Genomic DNA, 21,838 nt, shown 5'->3' on the forward strand with positions numbered 1-21,838 from the left:
GCTACTCCTCGGGATCGTTGAACCCCATCATCCAGGTGAAGAGAAAACCGGCGATAATCGTAATCAGCATCCCCGCCAGATACAACATCACCTTACCTGAGACGATGGTCAACGCCAAAGGCAGCCCCGAAATGCCGAAGGTGATGACCGTCGCCACCTTCCAGTAGCTGATCAGCGCGCCGCCGACCGCACCGCCGAGGCAGGCGCCGATAAACGGCCGCCCCAGCGGCAGCGTCACCCCGAAGATCAGCGGCTCGCCGATGCCGAGAATGCCGACCGGCAACGCCCCTTTGATCACCTTCTTCAGCCGCGCATTGCGGGTTTTCAACAGCACCGCCAGCGCCGCCCCCACCTGACCGACGCCGGCCATCGCCAGGATCGGCAGCAGCGGGTTGGAACCGTGCGCCTGCACCAGCTCGACGTGGATCGGCACCAGCCCCTGATGCAGGCCGGAGAGCACCAGCGGCAGGAACAGCCCCGAGAGCAGCGCCCCCACCAGCAACCCGCCCTTGTCGATCGCCAGATTGGCGCCGTGGGCGATGGCATCGGAAATAACCCCCCCGACCGGCTGCAGGATCAGGATCGCCAACGAGGCGGTGACCAGCGTGGTCAGCAGTGGGTTAAGGATCAGTTCGACCGACTCCGGCAACAGCGTACGCAGGCGTTTCTCCACCCAGCACATCAACGCCACCACCAGCAGCACGGCGATCACCCCGCCGCGCCCCGGCTGCAGCGCCTCGCCGAACAACGTGATCTGCGCCAGCGCCGGGCTGGAGAGGATCCCGGCCATCACGCCGCCCATCGCCTGTGAGCCGCCGAACACCCGCGCGGCGTTCACCCCAACCAGAATGTTCATGATGGCGAATACCGCGCTGCCGAATATCGCCAGCAGCCCCAGCACGTTCGGGTAGTCCACGGCCAACTGACCGGCGATGTCGGGCCGTTTCAGCAGGTTGATGATGCCGGTGATCAGCCCCGAGGCGATAAACGCCGGGATCAGCGGAATAAAAACGTCGGCCAGCTTTTTCAGCGCGCCGCTCATCGGCGCAGCGTATTTTTGCTTAGCCTGCGCCTTGGTGCGGGCGGCGTCACCGACGGCGGCAGCGGGCTGTGCATTGCCGCTCAACAGCCCGCGCATGGCGTCCACCACCTTGGCGGCGGCGCCCGGGCCGACGATAAACTGATGCTGCTCGCCCTGTTTGATATAGCCCTTCACGCCGGGCAACTGCTTGAGGGCGGCCAGATCCAGACGCTGCTCGTCGCTGACCTCAACGCGCACCCGCGTCATGCAGTTCTCCAGTTTGAGGATATTGCCCTCGCCCCCCACGCCCGCCAAGATCTGTGTCGCCAATGCCGTTGTCTTGTCCATCGCCACCCCCACCGTCAATTAACGCACCAACGCCGCGCGCAGGTAGCCGTCGTGCCGCTGCAGCCGCTGCTGCGCCTCTTCGGCGCTGACGCCGGCCAAGATCATCAGGATCGCCGGTTTGACTTCGAAGCCGGTCTGCGCCAGCGCCGCCTCCGCCTGAGCGAGTTCTGCGCCGGTGGCCTCCACCACGATGCGGCAAGCGCGATCCACCAGTTTGACGTTGGTGGCCTTCACGTCCACCATCAGGTTCTGGTAGACCTTGCCCAGTTTGACCATCGCGCCGGTCGACAGCATGTTGAGCACCAGTTTCTGCGCGGTGCCGGATTTCAGGCGAGTCGAACCGGTCAGCGCCTCTGGCCCCACCACCGGCGAAATCGCCACCTGCGCTTCGTGCGCAATCGGCGAATCCGGGTTGCAGGAGATGGCCGCCGTCGGGCAGCCCAGCCCGCGCGCATAGCGCAGGGCGCCGATCACGTAGGGCGTGCGCCCCGAGGCCGCCAACCCCACCACCATATCGACGGCGGTGAGGTTCAGCGCCCGGAGATCGGCTTCGCCCAGGGCCTCGTCGTCTTCCGCCCCCTCCACCGCTTTGAGCAGCGCGCCCGGCCCGCCGGCGATCAGCCCCACCACCACGCCGTGCGGCACGCCGAAGGTCGGCGGGCACTCGGAGGCATCCAATACGCCCAGGCGGCCGCTGGTGCCGGCGCCCAAATAAATCAGCCGGCCGCCGGCCTTCAGCGCCGCCGCAGCCAAATCGACCGCCTGCGCAATCGCCGGCAGCACCTTTTCAATCGCCTCCGGCACCTTGCGGTCTTCCTGGTTAAAGCAGCGGACCATGTCCAACGTCGACATCTCATCCAGCCCCATGGTGGCCGGGTTGCGGGTTTCCGATACCAGTGCGCCTAAGTTCATCTGTTCACCTTTGAATTTTTAATTCACAAAATTAAATCAATATTTGAATATTTTATTCAACAAAGCGAGCGCTATTTGCTATTTTAACGGTGAGCTCACAAAAATTTTCACCGCGCGTTTTCGCTCTCTGCATGGCAAAATGGCCGCTGGTTTCCAGGGAAAGAACAATGAGTACCCTTCTGCGCATTCGCCAGATGTATCCGACACTGGCGCAAAACGACCGCAAGCTGGCGGACTTTCTGCTGAATAACGCCGAGCAGGCGCGCCATCTCAGCTCGCAAAAGCTGGCCCAGCTGGCCGGCATCAGCCAGTCGAGCGTGGTCAAGTTCGCCCAAAAACTGGGCTATAAAGGTTTCCCGGCGCTGAAGCTGGCGCTGAGCGAGACGCTGGCCCAGCCGCAGGCAGAACCGGTAGTGACCGTCCACAACCACATCCTCAGCAGCGACACGCTGAAAACCGTCGGTGAAAAGCTGCTGGCGGAAAAGCAGGCGGCGCTGCGCGCGACGCTGGACATCAACAGCGAAGAGCGGCTGCATCAGGCGCTGGACATGCTGCGCCAGGCGCGCCGGGTGATGCTGATCGGCATCGGCGCCTCCGGGCTGGTGGCCAAGGATTTTTCCTTCAAGCTGCTGAAAATCGGCGTGATGGCGGTGGCCGAAGCGGACATGCACGTCCAGCTGGCGGCGGTGCAGGCGCTGGACAAACGCGATCTGCTGCTGGCCATCTCCTTCAGCGGCGAACGGCGTGAAATCAATCTGGCGGCGGAAGAGGCGCGCCAGGCCGGCGCCAGAGTGCTGGCGCTGACCAGCTTCTCGCCCAATGGTCTGCAGCAGCGCGCGGACCACTGCCTCTATACCATCGCCGAAGAGCCCCATACCCGCAGCGCGGCCATCTCCTCCAGCACCGCCCAGTTCGCCCTCACCGACCTGCTGTTTATGGCATTGATCCAGCACGATCTCGATCATGCCCGCGATCGCATCAAGCACAGCGAACAGTTAATGAAAAAGTTGGTTTGACGCGTATAATGGCGGCCGATAAAACGCCGCCAGTTCAATTATTTCCCTTCTCTGCATTCGAAAAATAATGTGCGGGCGGTGACCTGCTCAATTATTGATCAATAATTGAGCGTGCATGGACAGCATTATTTAACGATACCATTATGAATACACACACTGTTATTTTAGATAAGTTGCGGCATTCCGTGACGCATCCGATTCTGCGTACCTTTTTGCTCTATATCATTACTGCATTGATTCTAATCAAGGCGATGGGATACAGCGGTGGAAAAGGTATTGATATTCTTTTTATTGCGCTTACTTTGCTATTATTATCTATTCATTCGCTTACCCGATACGGCCTGATTATTCCGTTTATTCTGCTGTGCGCGCTGTATGCGCCGGTCGGGGCCATTTACGGTACCCCTTCCGCTGCCGTGATGTCCGCCCTGTTGCAAACCAACCTCATAGAAGCGAGGGAGTTTTTGCAGACCCTGCCGGCCAGTTGTTATCTGCTGCCCGCCGCCATTCTGGTTATGCTGGCCATTCTCGGCCTATTTATTTGGCGGCAAGCCATTTCAAAAAAAACTATACTTCCCTTGCTAGCCCTGCTGATGGTTATCATTATCGCCAGAGCCTTCAATGGCGGTGTGGCGAATCTTAAATTGCCTGACTTCTTTTTATCCCTCTACTCGGCTTACCATCAATACCAACAGCAGGTTGATGAATTAAGTGCCGGTGCTACAACACCGGATACTTGGTCAATAACCGCAGGCGCACCGACGAATGAAAACTATGTCATTATCGTCGGCGAAAGTATGCGCAAAGATCATATGTCCTTATTTGGTTATCCGGTGTCCACTACGCCGTTTCTGGATAATGCCAATGGACGATTTTACAGCAATTATATTTCCACTGCGCCAAATACGTTCGAATCGCTTCCTCGCACGCTGGCTTTGAGCAACGGCCACAACATTGCCATCGGAGATAATATCATCACCCTGGCAAAAGCCGCCGGTCTCAAAACCCACTGGCTGTCCAATCAGGGCATGTTCGGACAATTCGATACGCCGGTATCAAAAATCGCCATGTTCAGCGATAGCCATTATTTCCTGAAGAAAGGCGACTTCCAATCGCGCAATACCGATGACGATGCGCTGCTGCCGATATTTGACCCATTATTGCGTCGCCAGGGACAAGGCAATCTGTATGTGCTGCATCTGATGGGCTCGCACGCCGACTTTTGCGAGCGGCTTAACGGCGAACCGCCGAGCGTCGAGTCGCCGAATAAGGAGCTGGCCTGCTATCTCTCTACCTACCGCAAGACCGACCGTTTTATCGAGCAGGTTTATCACAGCCTGAAACAGAGCGGCGCACCGTTTAAACTGTTCTATTTCTCCGATCACGGCCTTTCCCACAAGGATATCGGCGGTGGGCGTTCTTTACGCCACAGCGGCGATACCCGGCAGAATTACCAGGTGCCGTTGCTGGTGCTGAGCGATCGCGACCAACAGCACCAGATCATTGATGATCCCTTAAGCGCGTTCGATTTTATCGGGTTGTTTGCCCAAGAGGCGGGAATACGGATTGCCCATCCCGAAGTGATGCCTACGATACGTATCGTAGATGCAGATGCAGATGCAGATAAACGCTGGGTGTTTGACGGGCAGAGAATGGTTGATTTCGATCAGTTGGCTGACGATCCGCCTGAGTTACCCTAAGCGGTAAGATGACGAAAAAGTGCCCGTTGCGCGGCGATTCTATGATAGATTGCGCGCCAGCCCGAGCACACCGATGGAAAGATAACTGACAATGGCACTGCTGATTACCAAGAAATGCATCAACTGCGATATGTGCGAGCCGGAATGCCCGAACCAGGCAATTTCGATGGGCGATGAAATTTATCAGATAGATACCGACCGCTGCACCGAGTGCGTCGGCCATTACGATACGCCGACCTGCCAGCAGGTTTGCCCGATCGACAACACCATCATTACCGATCCGCAGCACCGCGAGAGCAACGAACAGCTGTGGGACAAGTTCGTGGTGTTGCACCACGCCGATCGCATTTAATCGCCGCAGGACTGACAAGGGCGCCATAGGCGCCCTTTCTCTTTTCAGCTTTCGACGATCACCGTCGCGCAGGCATAACGCCGTTCGTCGGCCAGCGAAACGTGGATCGCGGTGACCCCCATCTCCCCCGCCAGCTCGGCGGCGCGGCCGTGCAAACGAATATTCGGCTTGCCCAGCGCATCGTTGAACACTTCGAACTGATTGAACGCCAGGCCGTTGCGAATGCCGGTGCCGAACGCCTTGGCGGCGGCCTCTTTCACGGCGAAACGTTTGGCCAGAAAGCGAATCGGCTGCTGGTGCTGCTGATACAGCGCCCACTCGGCGTCGCTCAGCACCCGGCGCGCCAGACGATCGCCGCTGCGCTCCACCACCGCTTCGATACGCGCCATCTCGACGATGTCGGTACCCAGCCCGAGCACCGCCATTACCGGCGCGCTTCCCGCATCAGCACTTTCATGTCGGCAACCGCGGCCGGCAGCCCGCTCATCACCGCCTGGCCGATAATCGCATGGCCGATGTTCAGCTCATGCATTTCCGGCAGCGCGGCGATCGGCTGCACGTTGTGATAGGTCAGGCCGTGGCCGGCGTTGACCTTCAGCCCCTTCTCGGCCGCGTAGGCGGCGGCGACCGCGATGCGGCGCAGCTCGGCCTGTACCGCCAGCTCGCCCTGCGCTTCGGCGTAGGCACCGGTGTGGATTTCGATATACGGGGCGCCCACCGCCACCGCCGCGTCGATTTGGCGATGATCGGGATCGATGAACAGCGAGACCAAAATGCCCGCCTGCGCCAGGCGCTCAACCGCCACGCTCATTTTGTCCAGCTGACCGGCGACGTCCAGGCCGCCTTCGGTGGTCACTTCTTCGCGTTTTTCCGGCACCAGGCAGCAGAAATGCGGCTTCAGCTCAATGGCGATATCCAGCATCTCGTCGGTCACCGCCATCTCCAGATTCATGCGCGTCTGGATGGTCTGGCGCAGCAAGCGCACGTCGCGGTCGGTGATGTGGCGGCGGTCTTCGCGCAGATGCACGGTAATGCCGTCGGCCCCCGCCTGTTCGGCAATGAATGCCGCCTGAACCGGATCCGGGTATTGGGTTCCGCGCGCGTTACGTAACGTGGCGATGTGATCGATATTGACGCCCAGCAGCAAATCAGCCATGACAACCTCTAAATACGATTTTCAGTGTCAGCAGTTTACACGCGGGCGCAGGGCGGCAAAAGGGGAAAAGGTCAGGCGTCGTCGACCGGCGTATTCGGCTGTTTGCGCACAAACTGGCGGAACAGTTCGCGGCTCTTCAACGGCTTGCCGCCGAGGTAGGGTTTCAGCGCCATGCGGGTGAAACGCTTGGCGGCGCGCAGCGTCTCGGCATCGGGAAACTGACGCTCCGCCAGCGCGCGCAGTTCGCGCCCGGTGAAGCTGTAGTGATCCACCACCAGGCTGGCGATAAAGCCCTTCTCTTCGCGGTAGCGGTAGGTCATGGCATCATCCACCGGCAGGCCGCTGCCGGCGCAGTGCAGGAAATCTAGGCCGTAACCCAGGTGGTGCAACAAGGCCAGCTCGAACTGACGCAGCGCCTGTTCCGGCGAACTGTCTTCCGCCGCCAGCGCCTGCAGGCATTGCAGGTAGTCGAAGAACAGCACCGAGTAGTTGGTTTCCTGCTCCAGCACGCGCGCCAGCAGCTCGTTCACATACAGGCCGCTGTAGAGCATCATGCCGCTGAGGGGTAAACCAAGGGAGACCGCTTCGGCGTTGCGCAGCGTTTTCACTTCGCCACGCCCGCCCCAGCGCACTAACAGGGGGGTAAAGGGCTGCAGGCAACCCTTCAGATTGGAGCGGCGGCTGCGCGCGCCTTTCGCCAGCAAGCGCACCCGCCCATGACCTTCGGTAAACAGATCCAGCATCAGACTGGTTTCACTGTACGGCCGCCCATGCAGGACGAAAGCGCGCTCCCAGCCGTCCACGGGTCGTTACTTCAGATCGTCAACATAGCCCAGGCTGCGCAGCGCACGTTCGTCGTCCGCCCAACCGGATTTCACTTTCACCCACAGCTCCAGATGCACTTTGGCGTCGAACATCTTTTCCATGTCCTGGCGCGCTTCGATGCCGATGGTTTTGATCTTGGCGCCTTTATTGCCGATGACCATTTTCTTCTGGCCTTCGCGCTCGACCAGGATCAGGCCGTGCACATCGTAACCGCCGCGATCGTTGGCCACGAACTGTTCAATTTCTACCGTCACCGAATAGGGCAGCTCTTCGCCCAGGAAACGCATCAGCTTCTCACGGATGATCTCGGACGCCATAAAGCGCTGGGAGCGATCGGTGATGTAGTCTTCCGGGAAGTGGTGTTCCGCTTCCGGCAGCAGCTTGCGCACGATGCCGGCGATGGTGTCGACGTTCATCCCTTTCTCGGCGGAGATAGGCACCACGTCGAGGAAATTCATCTGCTGGCTGAGGAAGGCGATGTGCGGCAACAGCTTGGATTTGTCAGTGACGTTATCGACCTTGTTGATCGCCAGCAATACCGGGCAGCGCAGGCTGCGCAGCTTGTTGACCACCATTTCGTCGTCGGCGGTCCAGTTGGTGCCTTCGACCACGAAAATCACCAGTTCGACGTCGCCGATCGAGCTGCTGGCCGCGCGGTTCATCAAACGGTTGATGGCGCGTTTTTCTTCGATGTGCAGCCCAGGGGTATCGACGTAGATCGCCTGATAGGCGCCATCGGTGTCGATGCCCATGATGCGGTGACGGGTCGTCTGCGGCTTACGCGACGTAATGGAAACCTTCTGCCCCAGCAGTTGGTTCAGCAACGTCGATTTGCCCACGTTCGGGCGGCCGACGATGGCGATAAAACCGCAGTGTTGTTTTACTTCACTCATTCAAGCTCCAGCTTTTTCAGCGCTTGTTCCGCTGCCGCCTGCTCGGCTTTACGGCGGCTTGAGCCGGTGCCCACCACGGGCTCGCTCAAACCACTCACCTGGCAGTGGATGGTAAACTCTTGGTCGTGCGCTTCACCGCGAACCTGCACCACCAAATAAGAAGGCAACGGCAGATGACGCCCCTGCAAAAATTCCTGCAAACGGGTTTTCGGGTCTTTCTGCTTATCACCGGGGCTGATTTCGTCCAACCGGCTGCGATACCAGTCCAAAATCAGGCGCTCGACGGTCTGGATGTCGCTGTCCAGGAACACGCCGCCGATCAATGCCTCCACCGTATCCGCCAGGATTGACTCGCGGCGGAACCCACCACTTTTCAATTCGCCCGGCCCAAGCCGCAGACATTCGCCCAGGTCAAACTCGCGTGCCATCTCCGCCAGCGTATTGCCGCGCACCAGCGTGGCGCGCATGCGGCTCATGTCGCCCTCGTCTACGCGAGGAAAGCGATGATAGAGCGCATTGGCGATGACAAAGCTCAGAATCGAGTCACCCAGAAACTCAAGACGTTCATTGTGTTTACTGCTGGCGCTGCGGTGAGTCAAAGCCTGCAGTAAAAGCTCCTGCTGTTGAAAAGTGTAGCCCAGCTTCCGCTGCAGCCTGTTTATTACGATGGGGTTCATGAGTTACCAATAGATCAAGAATGCGTCAAAAACTTGCAGCATACGGAACAGGCCTGCTTCGCCGAAAGCCGATCCAAAGCTGTTTCGTTTGCAGTGGCTCCCAGCAGGGGCCAACTTTTTATCGCTCGAGAAAGTATTCTACAACGAGTGGAAACATAATGCTGTGTTTATATCCCCTTAATCCTTCACGCCGCAGTAGGCTGCGGCGTGAAATTAACAGGGAATCAGTCAGCGATTAATGAATACCGCCGATCCGGCTGAAACGCACGCCGGTAGGCCACTCACCTTCCTGTTTTTCAAAGCTCATCCAGATGGCCGTGGCTTTACCCACCAGATTCTTCTCCGGCACAAAGCCCCAGTAACGGCTGTCCGCGCTGTTATCGCGGTTGTCGCCCATCATGAAGTAATGCCCGGCCGGCACCACCCACTCCGCCAGCGGTTTACCCGGCTGTTGGTAGTAAGCGCCCACCCGATCCTGCGCGTCCGGCACGGTCAGGATGCGATGCGTGACGTTGCCGAGGCTTTCCTGGCGCTCACGCATGCGAATACCGCCCGACGGCACGTTATCGTTCAGCGGGATCTGATAGAAGCCGTTGCTGGCCTCGCCCATGCCGCTGCGGCTGAACAGCTGTACGAAGTCGCTCGGCTGCGCATCGGCGTAGGTCACGGCCAGCGCGGTATCGCAGGACTGCCCGCTGTTGCAGGACGGCTGCACCGTGACGCGCTTATTCACCGGATCGTAAGTAATACGGTCGCCCGGCAGGCCAATCACGCGCTTGATATAATCCAGTTTCGGATCCAGCGGATATTTAAATACCGCAATATCGCCACGCTTCGGATGGCCGGTTTCAATGAGCGTAGTCTGGGTAATCGGATCTTTAATGCCGTAGGCATATTTCTCCACCAGAATGAAATCGCCAATCAACAGCGTCGGCATCATTGATCCGGACGGGATCTGGAACGGTTCGTAAATAAACGAGCGCACCACAAAGACCAGCAGCAACACCGGGAAGACCGATGCCCCGGTCTCTACCCAGCCTGGCTGCTTCGCCACTTTCGCCAGCGTTTTATCGTCTACTGCGCCCGCGGTCTGCTCGTTGACCGCCGCAATCTTCGCGCGGCGGGCCGGCGCCCATTTAAAGCGCTCGAAGCACCAGATGATCCCAGTGACCAGGGTGGCCAACGCCAGGATCAGGGCAAACATATTCGCCATGCAAACTCCCTCGTTTCGCGAACTCGTCGCGGTTACTTGCCGTCTTTACCGACGTGCAGAATGGCCAGGAACGCTTCCTGCGGCAGCTCGACGTTGCCGACCTGCTTCATGCGCTTCTTACCGTCTTTCTGTTTCTGCAGCAGCTTTTTCTTACGGCTGACGTCACCGCCGTAGCATTTCGCCAGCACGTTTTTACGCAGCTGCTTCACGGTGGAGCGCGCGATGATGTGCGTGCCGATCGCCGCCTGAATCGCAATGTCGAACTGCTGACGCGGGATCAACTCTTTCATCTTCTCCACCAGTTCACGGCCGCGGTACTGCGAGTTGTCGCGGTGGGTGATCAGCGCCAGCGCATCCACGCGCTCGTTGTTGATCAGCACGTCCACGCGCACCATGTCGGAGGCCTGGAAACGCTTGAAGTTGTAATCCAGCGACGCATAACCGCGCGACGTGGACTTCAGGCGGTCGAAGAAGTCGAGCACCACTTCCGCCATCGGGATTTCATAGGTCAACGCCACTTGGTTGCCGTGGTAAACCATGTTGGTCTGCACGCCGCGTTTCTCAACGCACAGGGTGATGACGTTGCCCAGGTATTCCTGCGGCATCAGCATGTGACATTCGGCGATCGGCTCGCGCAGTTCCTGGATGTTGTTCAGCGGCGGCAGCTTGGACGGGCTGTCGACGTAGATCACTTCTTTGCCGGTGGTTTCCACTTCGTAGACTACCGTCGGCGCGGTGGTGATCAGATCCAGATCGTATTCACGCTCCAGACGTTCCTGAATGATCTCCATGTGCAGCAGACCGAGGAAGCCGCAGCGGAAGCCGAAGCCCAACGCGGTGGAGCTTTCCGGCTCGTAGAACAGGGACGCGTCGTTAAGGCTCAGCTTGCCCAGCGCATCACGGAAAGATTCATAGTCGTCGGAGCTGATTGGGAACAGACCGGCGTACACCTGCGGCTTCACTTTCTTGAAGCCCGGCAGCGCTTTTTCCGCCGGCTGACGCGCCTGCGTCAGGGTATCGCCCACCGGCGCGCCGAGGATATCTTTGATCGCACAGACCAACCAGCCCACTTCGCCGCAGTTCAGCACATCGCGATCGACCTGCTTCGGCGTGAAGATGCCCAAACGATCGGCGTTATACACCTGGCCGGTGCTCATGACCTTGATCTTGTCGCCCTTGCGCAGCGTGCCGTTCTTGACGCGCACCAGAGACACGACGCCTAGGTAGTTATCGAACCAGGAGTCGATGATCAACGCCTGCAGCGGCGCATCCGGATCGCCCTGCGGCGCAGGAATGTCGCGCACCAGACGCTCCAGTACCTCAGGCACACCGACGCCGGTTTTGGCCGAGCAGCGCACCGCATCGGTAGCGTCGATGCCGACGATGTCTTCAATTTCCTGCGCGGCGCGATCCGGATCGGCGGCCGGCAGGTCGATTTTGTTCAACACCGGCACCACTTCCAGATCCATTTCAATCGCGGTGTAGCAGTTGGCCAGCGTCTGGGCTTCTACGCCCTGACCGGCGTCCACCACCAGCAGCGCGCCTTCGCAGGCCGCCAGCGAGCGGGAGACTTCATAGGAGAAGTCAACGTGGCCAGGGGTGTCGATAAAGTTAAGCTGATAGGTCTGCCCATCCAGCGCTTTATAATCCAGCGTTACGCTCTGCGCCTTGATGGTGATGCCGCGCTCGCGCTCCAGATCCATGGAATCGAGCACCTGCGCAGCCATTTCACGGTCGGACAAGCCACCGCAGATTTGGATAATGCGGTCAGACAGCGTCGACTTACCGTGGTCAATATGGGCAATAATGGAGAAATTTCGTATATGCTTCATTATAAAAGTTTTTCTGCCTTGGTATTTCTGAATTACTCGCCTATAGAAACCCGCATGGACCTAAAGCGACAGTGAATGGGTGAGGCCGTCTTGCACCTGAATCGCTGCATTCTACATGCCACACCACTGAAAACCTAGCGATCGGTGCAGTGAAGGCATTCTATTATGCGCCGCTAAATGTTACAGGTCGCCCCGGCGGGTGAAAACAGATGTTAACGCGGACGATACAGCCTGAACCCGAGGCTTGCCGGTGCTCCGTGGCCATCAAACTCCGGTGCTAATACATAACCGGCCGCAGCGCAATAAACCCCTTCTGAAATTATCGAAAAAGAATATTTGGATCAACCTCTTAGAATTCGATTTTGCCCCACATCCTTTAGGAAAAACCCCATATACGCCACCACCTCGCCTCGGATAGAAAGGACATGAACTCCGCGACAAAACATTATTCAGGGCACAACATCGGCAGCCCACCGGGGTTCACCAGCATATCTGCGTACGTTGATTGGAAGGTGCATTATGATCGATAAAGGGCAAATGCTGAGCCGGCACGATTTTTCGAAGGTCAACTGGGGCATTCTGGCAGCGGCGGCGCTGCTGTTTAGCGTGGGGGCTGCGCTGTTGGTGCTGCCGCTGCTGAGCAGCATTGACGAGAGCGAGGTCATCACGCTGTTGCAGGCCGGCGCGGGCACGATTTTACTCGGCTGTACGCTGCTGGCGCTGCGGCATTATCTGCGTCCGACGCTGACCTATCGCCTGTACGAGCACGGCGTGCGGGTCTTTGACGACCACCATCACAAAGAGCGTTTCATCCCGTTTGAGAAGATCGGTGATATCTATCGCTTTCGCGGCGGCAAGGCTTTTGGCGGGCTGTTTGACGTCACGGCGTTTCGCACCGGCGCAGATCAGCCCTGGTGCACGGTTTTCAGCAATATCGCCCATTCGTGGCGGTTGGCGGACGTGATCGTCGACCAACAGCTGCAACAGCGCGGGCCGCTGGCGTTGAATGCGCTCTATCAAGGGGAGACGGTGTCGTTTCACACCGTTGAGGGCGACGCGCGCTGGCTGTGGCAGCTGCTGCTCGGCAAGCGACAAGGCACGCCGACCGAAACGCTGCGGCTGAGCGCCACCTTGCTGACGACTGAACGGGGAAACGTGCCGATCGAGCAGATCCGCACCTTGGAAAACCATCCGCAGCGCGGCATCCGCTTGCTCGACGGCCAGGGAAATCTGCTGTTCGCGATTAACTACGATTCGCTGCTCAGCGCCGATCTGTTCATCGCGCTGTTGGAGCATATGATCCACAACCGCATCACCGCCTATCACAACCCGGCGATGACGCGACCGTCGGTTTAAATCAGCGGGGAGTTTTCCGCCTGCATGCGCATCGCGGTAGGCGGCAACCCAATCTGCAGCACCACCGGCTGGTAGTCGGCCTGCTCGCCCAAATGCCGGGCCAACCGGCGCGCCAGCATAAAGGCCGCCCCGCCGCCCAGTACGGCGCCGACTGCCGCCGAGGCGTCGCTGCCGAAACAATATTGCAACAACGTGCCGCCCAGCATCATGCCCAGCAGCGGCGTCAGGTAAACCAGCATGGCGGAGCGCAGCAGGCTGCCTTCCGCGATGCCGACCTCGACGCGCTGCCCCGGTTCGAGCGGCTGATCGATATGCACCTGCAGCTGATGCTCGGTTTCCGGCACCAGCTCGTTCAGCGCACGCGCGCCACAGCCGGAGCGCGCGGTGCAGCTGCCGCAGCCGGCCTTGGGTTCACAGCGCAGCAGCGCTACGCCCTGTTGCCACGAAACCACCGTGGCCCACTCTTTCATCATTACGGCGATACCTTGAAAGAAATGCTGTCGGCGATGCGCTTGGCCGTCGCCGGCGGCAATTCGCCCACAATCGTGATTTCGTTGCCCGCGCGCACTTCGGTCTGAATGGTGCGGCGCCCCTGACGGTAGTACTGCTGCCCGGCTCCGCTGCCCGCCGGGCTGACGTTGACCGAGAAGCTGAACAGGCCGTCGCTGTAGAGCCGGGATTCAACCGGCACGGCGACATTCGGCAATTTGCGGCGATTGCGCGCCACCTCGTCCACGCCGGCCGGCAACCAGCCGGTGCTCCAGCTCAGCTGGACGTTTTCCACCGCCGGCAGCGACAGCAGCGGCGGCAGGTTGGCTTTGAGCAGCCCCTGCATCGCGCCCTGCACGTCGGCGCCGACCGCGAAGGAGATCACCCGATATTGCTCCAGCGTTTCGCCGTCGCGATCGAGCAAATCCACCCGCAGCGGCAGCTTGGTGTCTTCGTCCATCCAGACGATGTAACTGTAGCGGGAACCGTCGCGCGCCACTACGCGCAGCACTTCACACGGCCGATCGGCGATGCGGGTGCTGCCCACGGAGATGAAGTCGTAATACTTGGCCAGACGAGTGAAATCGGCATAGACGATCGCCGGCAGCGCATCGACGATGTGATCGCCGGTGAGCGTGAACGGTTCCAGACCGGGTTCGAAGTAGCTGATCCCGCCGCCGCGCTGCAACACTTCGCGACGCGGGCCATCCATATGCAGCAGCTGGCCGAGCGGCACGTTGCCGATCACCGCATGGCGATAGCGCAACGACTCGATTCCCTGCTTGCTGATGCTGATGTAGGCGAGCTCGTAATTGAGAGAACGGCTGGCGCTGCTCATCTGTTGCAATAACGCCCCGGACGCAGTTGGCTGCGCCGGGGCGATGCTGGAATAGAGCAGGCTGCCCGTCAATAAACAAACGGAGAACCAGATTTGCTTCATTACTGCTGTTGCATTCCTAAAGACTGAGTTCCGGGAACCTGAATGGCAGCCTGTTGTGGGTTGCCTTGCTCAAGCTGCAGCTGATCCGAATGCAGGCGACGTTGCAGCTCATAGTCCTGCAGCATGGCGTTGATACGCTTACGCTGTTCCTGCACCTGCTGCTGTTGACCGCTGCCGGTAGAGAAACTGTCGGCAGGCACGCCCAGGCTGACCGGCGAGGCCTGGCCCATGATCGGCAGCGTGGTGAAGGCCGGCGATTCAGACGCGTTCGATGGCGCAGAAGGCTGGTTGTACTGCTGCACGCCGACGATCACCGCCAGAGACACGCAGGCCGCCATACCGATTTGCGTAATCTGGCTCGCCCAAGGACGCACTTTGTCCCAGAACGGCATTTTCTGCCAGGTGTGAGGCTGCGGCTGAGATTCCTGAACGGCGGAAGGTACCAGCCGGGCGGGTTCTTTCTCAAGTGCAGCGGCTACGCGATCGGCGATGTCGAGATGCATCACTTGTCCGACATCACCTCGCAGTGTGTCACGTATCAGGTGATAGCTCTGCCAGCTTTGTTGAAGCGTTCGATCTTGCGACAGAGAACTCAACAGCTCGCTGTCGAACGATTCACCATCCATCAGAGCGGAAAGCTTTTCTTTCTGCATGCCTAAGTACCCTTCCTGTGCCCGCCATTGCTAACGCTGGATCAGCGGTTGAACTTTATTATCGATAGCTTCCCGGGCGCGGAAAATACGCGAACGTACGGTTCCGACCGGGCAATCCATGATGGCGGCTATCTCTTCGTAGCTTAGACCATCCAACTCCCGCAAGGTAATCGCCATGCGAAGATCCTCAGGGAGAGACTCAATGGTACGGAAAACTATCTGTCTCAGCTCTTCTGACAACATTAAGTTCTCAGGGTTCGAAATTTCTTTCAGTGCGCCCGCACTTTCGTAATTTTCCGCATCGTTGGCGTCCACATCACTGGATGGCGGACGGCGCCCCTGAGCAACCAGATAATTCTTTGCCGTGTTCACGGCGATTCGATACAACCAGGTATAAAAAGCGCTGTCGCCACGGAACGATTCCAGTGCGCGATAGGCCTTGATAAACGACTCCTGCACCACATCGGGCACATCGCCCTGCGGCACATAGCGGGAAACGAGACTCGCCACCTTATGCTGATAGCGCACTACCAGTAGGTTAAACGACTTCTGATCGCCCTTTTGGACCCGCTCGACCAGAACTTGATCCGTTAACTGCTCGCTCATCCGAGGTAAACTCTCCCCAAATCCGTCTCCACGCGTAAAATTGTACTGCCAGCCATACATTATTTTCCTGAGCAAGCACTCGCTTGGAGTTCATATAGAACACGAAGTTCCATATCGCCATTGTTTTTTCTGTTGATGTCACCCTATCCGTGGCTTTTGCCCGGACAGTTAGGCTAACATGAAATTCACTCTTCTTCTGCACACATCATACGTTATGCAACCATCATCTGAACATGTTAGCGATGTACTGATCGTCGGCAGCGGCGCTGCGGGCCTGTCACTGGCGCTACGCCTGGCGCAGCATTGCAAGGTTACCGTTCTCAGCAAGGGGCCGCTCAGCGAGGGCGCCACCTTTTACGCCCAGGGCGGGATCGCCGCGGTGTTCGATGAGACGGACAGCATTGCCTCACACGTTGATGACACTTTGATTGCCGGTGCCGGCCTGTGTGACAAAGAGGCCGTCGAATTCATCGCCGGCAACGCGCGCCACTGCGTGCAGTGGCTGATCGATCAGGGCGTGCTGTTCGACACCGAGATCAACGCGCAGGGCGAGGCGCATTATCACCTCACGCGCGAAGGCGGCCACAGCCATCGCCGCATCCTGCACGCCGCGGACGCGACCGGTAAGGAAGTAGAGACCACGCTGGTGGGGAAAGCAAGCGCTCACCCCAATATTTGCGTGATGGAGCGCCGCAACGCGGTTGACCTTATCACCTCGAATAAAATCGGCCTGCCGGGCACCCGCCGAGTCGTGGGCGCTTACGTCTGGAACCGCGAGCTGGAGCGGGTGGAAACCTACCGCGCCAAAACGGTGGTGCTGGCGACCGGCGGCGCGGCCAAGGTGTATCAATACACCACCAACCCCGATATCTCCTCCGGCGACGGCATCGCCATGGCCTGGCGCGCCGGCTGCCGGGTCGCCAACCTGGAGTTCAACCAGTTCCACCCAACCTGCCTGTTCCACCCGCAGGCGCGCAACTTCCTGCTGACCGAAGCGCTGCGCGGCGAAGGTGCTTACCTGAAGCGCCCGGACGGCAGCCGCTTTATGCCGGATGTCGACCCACGCGGCGAACTGGCCCCGCGCGATATCGTCGCCCGCGCCATCGACCATGAAATGAAGCGCCTGGGCGCCGACTGCATGTACCTGGACATCAGCCACAAGCCGGCGGAGTTCATCACCCAGCACTTCCCAATGATCCACGAAAAGCTGCTGACGCTGGGCTTCGATCTGACTCGGCAACCGATCCCCATCGTCCCGGCGGCGCACTACACCTGCGGCGGCGTGATGGTCGATCAGCACGGCCGCACCGATCTCGACGGGCTGTACGCCATCGGCGAAGTCAGCTACACCGGCCTGCACGGCGCCAACCGCATGGCGTCGAATTCGCTGCTGGAGTGCCTGGTGTACGGTTGGTCGGCGGCGGAAGACATTCTGCAACGCCTGCCATTCATCCAGCAGGCCAAACAGGTGCCGCACTGGGATGAAAGCCGGGTGGATGATGCGGACGAACGGGTGGTGATCCAGCACAACTGGCACGAGCTGCGGCTGTTCATGTGGGATTACGTCGGCATCGTGCGCACCACCAAGCGGCTGGAGCGCGCCCTGCGCCGCATCAACACGCTGCAGGCGGAAATCGACGAGTACTACGCGCACTTCCGCATCTCCAACAACCTGCTGGAGCTGCGCAATCTGGTGCAGGTGGCCGAGCTTATCGTGCGCAGCGCCATGGCGCGCAAAGAGAGCCGCGGCCTGCACTACACGCTGGACTACCCGGATTTGCTGCCGGAAGCGCTGCCGACCATTTTGCAGCCTTAAACTCTGCGACAGGGCGCCTTATCGGCGCCCTTTTCTTTTCAGTAGAACAGGTAGAAGTCGGTGATCAATCGGCGGAAATCGTCGGTGTAGCTGCCATCGGCCTGTTTGATCGCCAGCGCCTGCGCCTGCAGCGGCGTTTCCCGCCGTGTCAGCGCCAGCAACACCCGGTGCAGCGGCGTATCGGCCCGGTCGCTGACGTTCACTTTCACCGCCGTATGCCAGCCGCTTTGCTGCGCCAGGCGTTCGAATTCGGCGCCAACGTCGTGCGGCAGCACCACGCAGAACGTCCCCTGTTCCGCCAGCAGCTGCGCCGCGCAGGCCAACAGCGCGCCGTGCGTCAGGGTTTCGGTGTAGCGCGCGTTGTGGCGCGCCTGGTCGCGGCAGGCCACCGCCGGCTCGAAATACGGCGGATTACTGACGATCAGATCATACTCAGCGGCATGCCGCTGCGCATAATGATGAATATCCTGCGCATGCACGCGGATGCGCTGTGGCCACGGCGATTCCGCCGCGTTTTCGCGCGCCTGGCCGGCGGCGGCTTCATCCAGTTCCACCGCGTCGATGGTCACTTCGTCGCCGCTGCGCTGCGCCAGCATCAACGCGATCAGCCCGCTGCCGCAGCCGATGTCCAGCACCCGGCGCGCCTGCCCCAGCGGTGCCCAGGCGCCGAGCAGCACCCCGTCGGTGCCCACTTTCATGGCGCAACGATCGTGGGCGACAAAGAATTGTTTAAAGGTAAAACCCCCGCGGCGCGGGGTAAAATCGGCTTTCGAACGCTTGCTCACACTCACCACCTGGCTATAAAACTGGCGTAGCATAAGGCAATCTGATCGGCGGGAAAAGAGCGGCTTTCCGCTTAAATAGGTGAAGATCGCGGCCAACCCGTCTATAATCGGCGCCCCAAGTAGAGGTAGACCATGACAGCAACCACTTTTTCCGAACTCGAACTCGATGATCGCCTGATCGACGCGCTGCGCGACAAAGGCTACGATCGCCCCACCGCCATTCAGGCCGCAGCGATCCCGCCGGCGATGGACGGGCGCGACGTCTTAGGTTCGGCTCCGACCGGCACCGGCAAAACCGCCGCCTTCCTGCTGCCCGTTTTGCAGCACCTGCTGGACTTTCCACGCAAAAAATCCGGCCCGCCGCGCGTGCTGATCTTGACGCCAACGCGTGAACTGGCGATGCAGGTCGCCGACCAGGCGCGTGAATTGGCTGCTCATACCTCGCTGGATATCGCCACCATCACCGGCGGCGTCGCTTACATGAACCACGCGGAAGTGTTCAGCGAAAACCAGGACGTGGTGGTCGCCACCACCGGCCGCTTGCTGCAATACATTAAAGAAGAGAACTTCGACTGCCGCGCGGTGGAAACCCTGATCCTCGACGAAGCCGACCGCATGCTCGACATGGGCTTCGCGCAGGACATCGAAACCATCTCCGCCGAAACCCGCTGGCGCAACCAGACGCTGCTGTTCTCCGCCACGCTGGAAGGCGAAGCGATCCGCGAATTCGCCGAGCGCATCCTGAAAGAGCCGGTGGAAGTGGAGGCCGATCCGTCGCGCCGCGAACGCAAAAAGATCCTGCAGTGGTACTACCGCGCCGATGACGTGCAGCACAAAACCGCGCTGCTAATCCACCTGCTGCAGCAGCCAGACGTGCAGAAATCGGTGATCTTCGTGCGCAAGCGCGAGCGCGTGCATGAGCTGGCCACCTGGCTGCGCGAAGCGGGCATCAACACCTGCTATCTCGAAGGCGAAATGGTGCAGGCCAAACGCAACGAGGCGGTCAAACGCATGATGGATGGCCGGGTTAACGTGCTGGTGGCCACCGACGTTGCCGCACGTGGCCTGGATATCCTCGATATCACCCACGTGTTCAACTTCGACATGCCGCGCACGGCGGATACCTACCTGCACCGCATCGGGCGTACCGGCCGCGCCGGGCGCAAAGGCACCGCCATTTCGCTGGTGGAAGCGCACGACCATCTGCTGCTGGGCAAAGTGGGCCGTTACCTGAACGAGCCGCTGAAAGCGCGCGTGATCGACGAACTGCGGCCGAAAACCAAGGTGCCGAACGAGAAGAGCAACGGTAAACCGTCGAAGAAAGTGCTGGCCAAGCGCGCGGAAGACAAGGCGAAGAACAAAGAAAAGGCCAAGGTGAAAGTGCGCCATCGCGACGCCAAAAACGTCGGCAAACGCCGTCAGGCGAAGGCCAAACCGGCCGGCGACGCGGAATAACCCCCGCTGCCTAAGAAAAAACCGCCTGTACAGGCGGTTTTTTTATGGCCGTTTACTGCTGCGCGTAGTGCGTGGCCAGACGGTGCCCCTGCAGCCATTTATCCAGTTCGCGGAACTGCGCCTTCAGCTCGTCATTCTGCAAATGCGCCGGCGTTTGCGAGAAGTAAAACTGGAACACGACGCCCTGCTGGTTGCGTGCCCGGGCATCGGCACCGGCCTGCAACAGCGACAGCGCCAGGTGCGGCGCGTTAATCTTCGCCGCCAGATGCAGCGGGGTATCCCCCAGCCGATCGCTCAACGTGGTGTCCGCCCCGGCCGCCAGCAACAGCCGCAGTTGCTCTTCGCGCCCGGCCAGCACCGCCGCCGCAAGCGGCGTGGCGCCGGTAACGGCATTACGCACGTTCACCTGTGCCCCTTCGGCCAGTAACAGCCGCAGGTACTGCGCATCTTGCAACATCGCCGCGGTGTGCAACGCGCTGTTGCCGTCCAGCCCCGCTGCCGCCGGGTCTGCCCCGAGCGCCAGCAACGCCTGCACGCTACCCGGCTGCTGCGAAAGCACCGCCCACTGCAACAGCGTGACCTGCCGATCGCCCCGTTCGCGCAAGCGATCCTGCGTGGCCTGCGCACGGATACCCTGCGTATCGCCACGCGCCACCGCCTGAGCCAGCGCCAGATTGCTGCGACCGTCAAACGGCGAAATCTCCTGCCCCATCTGTTGCTCCTTAGCCATCATCAGTAAACCGGTCACCGCGACCAGCGCCAGTAAGGCTATCGCCAGCGCCCGCCGCAAGCGACGCCCTTCAGGCATTGGCCTTCGCCTCCCACGGCTTTTGTTCCGCCATCGAGCTTATCACCTTGTCGATGCCGTGCGCCGTCAGGCTGCGATCCAGATGCTTGCTCGGCCGCCAGTCATCGATGCCAGTCAGGGTATCGTTGTTGGCCAAGGTGATGTTATGGCCGATGGCGTCCGGGATCAGCGAAGTCGACTCCTGGGTGCTGGTCAGCATGTCATATTGCTCGCTGTAGCGGCGAATGCCGCCGGCTTCGGCATCTTTCTTCGCCGCCGCCGGATCGATACCCAGGCGATTCAGGGTGTAATCCGACACCCCAGCCGCGTTGAAGGTGACCGCGACGGTACCGGTCGCCAGCGCAGCCGTGGCCGCCAGGCCACCGCCAAGCGAATGACCGGCGATCACCAGCGCATCGCCAAAGGCCGCCTTGGCGCTTTTGGCAGCGGCAACCGCCTGATTGTACTGCACATCGTCATAGCCCGTCGCCTGCCGCACGTTGCTCAGCCAGTCGCGCCAGTCGTTGGTGCCGGCGAACGCCAACACATACTGCTTGTCGTTGCTGTAAACCCCGGCCTGGAAACCGCTGCCCGCGTCGTGCAGGCTGGCGGGATCGATGCCAAAACCGAGCAGCGCGCTGTCGCTCAGGCGGTTGAACCCGGCAGCGCCCTGGCCGTTCAGTGAATAAACGTCCTTGGCCAACAGCGCCAACGCATAATCACCTTCCTGCGATTGTTGCCCCCGTGTCACGCCCGGCGCTGCCGCCGCCGTCGGGGCCGCCGCGGAGATATCGCCGACCAGCGTATTCAACAGGTTCTGCGCATTGAGCGTGTTCTGAGAAGGGGTGGCCACCGGCGCTGGATTTGCCGGCGCTGCCGCAGGCTGCGCCGCCGTCGCCGTCTCGGCAGCGGCGCGAGGTGTAGGGATCGCGGCCACCGGGGATACTGCAGAGGTAAAACTTAAAGGCATACTCATGCCGACTCCTTGTCGATAGACTTTTTATTG

Annotated in this window: 22 protein-coding genes; 6 read left to right on the plus strand and 16 right to left on the minus strand. The window is 60.1% G+C overall.

What is annotated here, in order from left to right; all coding sequences use genetic code 11:
- Position 1 precedes the first annotated feature (1 nt).
- Both ACMGGW_RS17400 and murQ read right to left on the minus strand, forming a co-directional pair.
- The gene (locus tag ACMGGW_RS17400) at positions 2-1,369 is read right to left on the minus strand and encodes a PTS transporter subunit EIIC (RefSeq protein WP_025303939.1); all 1,368 of its coding nucleotides are present in this window, start codon (positions 1,367-1,369) and stop codon (positions 2-4) included.
- 18 nt (positions 1,370-1,387) lie between these two features.
- The gene (gene murQ / locus ACMGGW_RS17405; RefSeq protein ID WP_197832419.1) at positions 1,388-2,281 is read right to left on the minus strand and encodes an N-acetylmuramic acid 6-phosphate etherase; all 894 of its coding nucleotides are present in this window, start codon (positions 2,279-2,281) and stop codon (positions 1,388-1,390) included.
- 167 nt (positions 2,282-2,448) lie between these two features.
- On the opposite strand from murQ, the gene ACMGGW_RS17410 reads away from it, so the two are divergent.
- From ACMGGW_RS17410 to ACMGGW_RS17420, 3 genes are all read left to right on the plus strand, one after another.
- Entirely contained in the window at positions 2,449-3,297 is an 849-nt protein-coding gene (locus ACMGGW_RS17410) for a MurR/RpiR family transcriptional regulator (RefSeq protein WP_016929788.1), read from the plus strand.
- A gap of 143 nt (positions 3,298-3,440) precedes the next feature.
- Entirely contained in the window at positions 3,441-4,997 is a 1,557-nt protein-coding gene (locus ACMGGW_RS17415; protein WP_197832418.1) for a phosphoethanolamine transferase, read from the plus strand.
- A gap of 91 nt (positions 4,998-5,088) precedes the next feature.
- Entirely contained in the window at positions 5,089-5,349 is a 261-nt protein-coding gene (locus tag ACMGGW_RS17420) for a YfhL family 4Fe-4S dicluster ferredoxin (RefSeq protein ID WP_025303942.1), read from the plus strand.
- Positions 5,350-5,393: 44 nt separating this feature from the next.
- Here ACMGGW_RS17420 and acpS read toward each other — a convergent pair whose 3' ends face one another.
- The 7 genes from acpS to lepA all read right to left on the minus strand — a co-directional run bounded on the left by acpS (position 5,394) and on the right by lepA (position 11,945).
- A complete protein-coding gene (gene acpS / locus ACMGGW_RS17425; RefSeq protein ID WP_004929169.1) occupies positions 5,394-5,774 on the minus strand; it encodes a holo-ACP synthase in 381 nt (126 codons plus the stop codon).
- The gene (gene pdxJ / locus ACMGGW_RS17430) at positions 5,774-6,505 is read right to left on the minus strand and encodes a pyridoxine 5'-phosphate synthase (RefSeq protein ID WP_025303943.1); all 732 of its coding nucleotides are present in this window, start codon (positions 6,503-6,505) and stop codon (positions 5,774-5,776) included. Before pdxJ ends, acpS begins: the two co-directional genes overlap by 1 nt.
- A 71-nt stretch (positions 6,506-6,576) precedes the next feature.
- On the minus strand, positions 6,577-7,308 hold the full coding sequence (gene recO / locus ACMGGW_RS17435) for a DNA repair protein RecO (protein WP_004929165.1): 732 nt from the start codon (positions 7,306-7,308) through the stop codon (positions 6,577-6,579).
- Between the two features lie 6 nt (positions 7,309-7,314).
- Positions 7,315-8,223 carry a GTPase Era gene (gene era, locus ACMGGW_RS17440; RefSeq protein ID WP_025303944.1) on the minus strand — a complete coding sequence of 303 codons (909 nt, stop codon included), beginning with the start codon at positions 8,221-8,223 and terminating at the stop codon, positions 7,315-7,317.
- Complete coding sequence (gene rnc / locus ACMGGW_RS17445) at positions 8,220-8,900, minus strand: ribonuclease III (protein ID WP_004929158.1); 681 nt, start codon at positions 8,898-8,900, stop codon at positions 8,220-8,222. Before rnc ends, era begins: the two co-directional genes overlap by 4 nt.
- Before the next feature lie 235 nt (positions 8,901-9,135).
- Complete coding sequence (gene lepB / locus ACMGGW_RS17450) at positions 9,136-10,113, minus strand: signal peptidase I (protein WP_015378805.1); 978 nt, start codon at positions 10,111-10,113, stop codon at positions 9,136-9,138.
- 32 nt (positions 10,114-10,145) lie between these two features.
- Positions 10,146-11,945 (minus strand): translation elongation factor 4, encoded by a 1,800-nt coding sequence (lepA, locus tag ACMGGW_RS17455; RefSeq protein WP_049209569.1) that lies wholly within the window; start codon positions 11,943-11,945, stop codon positions 10,146-10,148.
- A gap of 519 nt (positions 11,946-12,464) precedes the next feature.
- Here lepA and ACMGGW_RS17460 point away from each other — a divergent pair.
- Positions 12,465-13,301 carry a hypothetical protein gene (locus ACMGGW_RS17460; RefSeq protein ID WP_025303946.1) on the plus strand — a complete coding sequence of 279 codons (837 nt, stop codon included), beginning with the start codon at positions 12,465-12,467 and terminating at the stop codon, positions 13,299-13,301.
- Here ACMGGW_RS17460 and rseC read toward each other — a convergent pair.
- The 4 genes from rseC to rpoE are packed head-to-tail and all read right to left on the minus strand — an operon-like array spanning position 13,298 to position 15,989.
- Positions 13,298-13,774 carry a SoxR-reducing system protein RseC gene (gene rseC, locus ACMGGW_RS17465; protein ID WP_049209570.1) on the minus strand — a complete coding sequence of 159 codons (477 nt, stop codon included), beginning with the start codon at positions 13,772-13,774 and terminating at the stop codon, positions 13,298-13,300. The two genes, ACMGGW_RS17460 and rseC, sit on opposite strands and share 4 nt — an antisense overlap.
- A complete protein-coding gene (gene rseB, locus ACMGGW_RS17470) occupies positions 13,774-14,730 on the minus strand; it encodes a sigma-E factor regulatory protein RseB (RefSeq protein WP_025303948.1) in 957 nt (318 codons plus the stop codon). Before rseB ends, rseC begins: the two co-directional genes overlap by 1 nt.
- Positions 14,730-15,383, minus strand: a complete 654-nt coding sequence (gene rseA, locus ACMGGW_RS17475; protein WP_016929795.1) for an anti-sigma-E factor RseA — start codon at positions 15,381-15,383, stop codon at positions 14,730-14,732. The genes rseB and rseA overlap by 1 nt, the downstream gene beginning before the upstream one ends.
- A 30-nt stretch (positions 15,384-15,413) precedes the next feature.
- A complete protein-coding gene (gene rpoE, locus ACMGGW_RS17480) occupies positions 15,414-15,989 on the minus strand; it encodes an RNA polymerase sigma factor RpoE (RefSeq protein WP_004929136.1) in 576 nt (191 codons plus the stop codon).
- A gap of 214 nt (positions 15,990-16,203) precedes the next feature.
- Between rpoE and nadB the strand changes: the two genes are divergently transcribed.
- Positions 16,204-17,805: an L-aspartate oxidase gene (nadB, locus tag ACMGGW_RS17485; protein ID WP_197791360.1), complete on the plus strand. Its 1,602-nt coding sequence runs from the start codon at positions 16,204-16,206 to the stop codon at positions 17,803-17,805.
- A 38-nt stretch (positions 17,806-17,843) separates the two neighbouring features.
- Here nadB and trmN read toward each other — a convergent pair whose 3' ends face one another.
- Entirely contained in the window at positions 17,844-18,590 is a 747-nt protein-coding gene (gene trmN / locus ACMGGW_RS17490; RefSeq protein WP_197832417.1) for a tRNA(1)(Val) (adenine(37)-N(6))-methyltransferase TrmN, read from the minus strand.
- Positions 18,591-18,722: 132 nt separating this feature from the next.
- Here trmN and srmB point away from each other — a divergent pair, with 132 nt between their 5' ends.
- Positions 18,723-20,045, plus strand: coding sequence for an ATP-dependent RNA helicase SrmB (srmB, locus tag ACMGGW_RS17495; RefSeq protein ID WP_025303951.1), 1,323 nt, complete (start codon positions 18,723-18,725; stop codon positions 20,043-20,045).
- Between the two features lie 52 nt (positions 20,046-20,097).
- Here srmB and ACMGGW_RS17500 read toward each other — a convergent pair whose 3' ends face one another.
- The gene (locus ACMGGW_RS17500) at positions 20,098-20,853 is read right to left on the minus strand and encodes an ankyrin repeat domain-containing protein (RefSeq protein ID WP_197832416.1); all 756 of its coding nucleotides are present in this window, start codon (positions 20,851-20,853) and stop codon (positions 20,098-20,100) included.
- Positions 20,846-21,808 (minus strand): DUF2974 domain-containing protein, encoded by a 963-nt coding sequence (locus ACMGGW_RS17505; protein ID WP_025303953.1) that lies wholly within the window; start codon positions 21,806-21,808, stop codon positions 20,846-20,848. Before ACMGGW_RS17505 ends, ACMGGW_RS17500 begins: the two co-directional genes overlap by 8 nt.
- Between the last annotated feature and the right edge of the window lie 30 nt (positions 21,809-21,838).

This window comes from Serratia sp. BNK-4 (assembly GCF_048685115.1).
GTDB classification, from domain to species: domain Bacteria; phylum Pseudomonadota; class Gammaproteobacteria; order Enterobacterales; family Enterobacteriaceae; genus Serratia; species Serratia bockelmannii.

What these genes read in the sequence shown, in the direction of transcription:
- ACMGGW_RS17400 (WP_025303939.1), bottom strand. Translation starts at nt 1,369, where the DNA reads ATGGACAAGACAACGGCATTGGCGACACAGATCTTGGCGGGCGTGGGG.
- murQ (WP_197832419.1), bottom strand. Translation starts at nt 2,281, where the DNA reads ATGAACTTAGGCGCACTGGTATCGGAAACCCGCAACCCGGCCACCATG.
- ACMGGW_RS17410 (WP_016929788.1), top strand. Translation starts at nt 2,449, where the DNA reads ATGAGTACCCTTCTGCGCATTCGCCAGATGTATCCGACACTGGCGCAA.
- ACMGGW_RS17415 (WP_197832418.1), top strand. Translation starts at nt 3,441, where the DNA reads ATGAATACACACACTGTTATTTTAGATAAGTTGCGGCATTCCGTGACG.
- ACMGGW_RS17420 (WP_025303942.1), top strand. Translation starts at nt 5,089, where the DNA reads ATGGCACTGCTGATTACCAAGAAATGCATCAACTGCGATATGTGCGAG.
- acpS (WP_004929169.1), bottom strand. Translation starts at nt 5,774, where the DNA reads ATGGCGGTGCTCGGGCTGGGTACCGACATCGTCGAGATGGCGCGTATC.
- pdxJ (WP_025303943.1), bottom strand. Translation starts at nt 6,505, where the DNA reads ATGGCTGATTTGCTGCTGGGCGTCAATATCGATCACATCGCCACGTTA.
- era (WP_025303944.1), bottom strand. Translation starts at nt 8,223, where the DNA reads ATGAGTGAAGTAAAACAACACTGCGGTTTTATCGCCATCGTCGGCCGC.
- rnc (WP_004929158.1), bottom strand. Translation starts at nt 8,900, where the DNA reads ATGAACCCCATCGTAATAAACAGGCTGCAGCGGAAGCTGGGCTACACT.
- lepB (WP_015378805.1), bottom strand. Translation starts at nt 10,113, where the DNA reads ATGGCGAATATGTTTGCCCTGATCCTGGCGTTGGCCACCCTGGTCACT.
- lepA (WP_049209569.1), bottom strand. Translation starts at nt 11,945, where the DNA reads ATGAAGCATATACGAAATTTCTCCATTATTGCCCATATTGACCACGGT.
- ACMGGW_RS17460 (WP_025303946.1), top strand. Translation starts at nt 12,465, where the DNA reads ATGATCGATAAAGGGCAAATGCTGAGCCGGCACGATTTTTCGAAGGTC.
- rseC (WP_049209570.1), bottom strand. Translation starts at nt 13,774, where the DNA reads ATGATGAAAGAGTGGGCCACGGTGGTTTCGTGGCAACAGGGCGTAGCG.
- rseB (WP_025303948.1), bottom strand. Translation starts at nt 14,730, where the DNA reads ATGAAGCAAATCTGGTTCTCCGTTTGTTTATTGACGGGCAGCCTGCTC.
- rseA (WP_016929795.1), bottom strand. Translation starts at nt 15,383, where the DNA reads ATGCAGAAAGAAAAGCTTTCCGCTCTGATGGATGGTGAATCGTTCGAC.
- rpoE (WP_004929136.1), bottom strand. Translation starts at nt 15,989, where the DNA reads ATGAGCGAGCAGTTAACGGATCAAGTTCTGGTCGAGCGGGTCCAAAAG.
- nadB (WP_197791360.1), top strand. Translation starts at nt 16,204, where the DNA reads ATGCAACCATCATCTGAACATGTTAGCGATGTACTGATCGTCGGCAGC.
- srmB (WP_025303951.1), top strand. Translation starts at nt 18,723, where the DNA reads ATGACAGCAACCACTTTTTCCGAACTCGAACTCGATGATCGCCTGATC.
- ACMGGW_RS17500 (WP_197832416.1), bottom strand. Translation starts at nt 20,853, where the DNA reads ATGCCTGAAGGGCGTCGCTTGCGGCGGGCGCTGGCGATAGCCTTACTG.
- ACMGGW_RS17505 (WP_025303953.1), bottom strand. Translation starts at nt 21,808, where the DNA reads ATGAGTATGCCTTTAAGTTTTACCTCTGCAGTATCCCCGGTGGCCGCG.